Raw genomic sequence first — 257 nt, 5'->3', positions numbered from 1 at the left:
ACCAAGGTGTCATCGGCGGCCATGATCGCGTTTTTGTAGGCCATGAAATGTTTGAAACTGTTGATACCGTGATGGCTCACCAGCTCGGCCATTTCTTCGCGGACCTGCTCGCTCCACCACGTGATGGCGACATGGAAACCGTAGTCCGACGCGGACTTCTCAGCCCAGCCGCGCCACTGGTGAAAGGCCTCCAGCAACGACTGCTGAGGGTTGGGAATGACAAAGTCAATAATCGACGTTGTCCCGCCTGCCAGACC

At 56.8% G+C, this 257-nt stretch carries 1 pseudogene; it reads right to left on the bottom strand.

The features are described from left to right. A pseudogene (locus AAEZ05_RS29285) lies at positions 1-257 on the bottom strand (dihydropyrimidinase); the annotation flags it as partial.

The organism is Pseudomonas sp. HY13-MNA-CIBAN-0226 (assembly GCF_040310305.1).
In the GTDB taxonomy this organism is placed as follows: domain Bacteria; phylum Pseudomonadota; class Gammaproteobacteria; order Pseudomonadales; family Pseudomonadaceae; genus Aquipseudomonas; species Aquipseudomonas gregormendelii.
The sequence above is the reverse complement of the archived record's forward strand: the minus strand, read 5'-3'. Positions and strand labels throughout refer to the sequence as shown.